At 58.6% G+C, this 749-nt stretch carries 1 protein-coding gene; it reads right to left on the reverse strand.

Translation table 11 applies throughout. From position 1 onward, the window contains the following. The coding region (locus ACHAC9_RS24510; protein WP_435764422.1) for a DDE-type integrase/transposase/recombinase at window positions 1-698 on the reverse strand (698 nt) is incomplete at its 3' end. Window positions 699-749: the final 51 nt, after the last annotated feature.

A 749-nucleotide genomic window follows, 5' to 3' on the forward strand; every position in this document is an offset into this window, starting at 1 on the left:
AGTGAGGCGCACGCTACGTCGAACGCGTGCCTGCCGCTAGGCTTTTTGTCTTTGGTGGCGAAACGGTCGGTAAACTGCGAGCCGTTGTCGGTCAGGATCTTGCTGATCTTGATGGGTGAGGCAAGCTTCAGTCGGCGCAGGAAATCGACGCTGCTTTTGTCGGTCATGTCGCTGTAAATGTGCATGAAGACCCAGCGCGTGGCGCGGTCAATGGCGACGAACAGATAGCGGCGCGAGGTCTCGTCCGGCATCTGCGGCAGGTACTTGATGTCGATATGGATGAAGCCAGGCTCGTAGTCCTTGAAAGTCTTCTTGGGCGCGATGGTTTCGCCCTCGGCTTTGGGGATCACGTCTTCAAGGCGCGACATGCCCTCGCGTTTGAGCAGCCGTGCGATGCCTGACCGGGAGACATCGGGATTGATGTATTGCCGCGTGATAAACAGCAGATCGTCGAGCGGCAAATAGAGCGACTGACGCAGCGCCAGCACGATATTCTCCTGTGCTGCACTCAGGGTCGTATGCAGCGTATGGGCACGATGAGAACGGTCCTGGACGTCATCGCGCTGGAGCCATTTGCGAGCCGTGGCACGGCTGATATTGAAGACCTTGGCGGCCTGCCGGTCCGACAGGCCCGAAGCCTTGATCTCCTGCCGGATTTTCGGGGTGGTACGAGCTTGCGGGTGAATACGTGAACTCATGCTGCCAACTGCTCCTGGTGCGATTGAATGCCGGGACTGCTGAACCCAGCA

The organism is Massilia sp. CMS3.1 (genome assembly GCF_051262535.1).
In the GTDB taxonomy this organism is placed as follows: domain Bacteria; phylum Pseudomonadota; class Gammaproteobacteria; order Burkholderiales; family Burkholderiaceae_D; genus Telluria.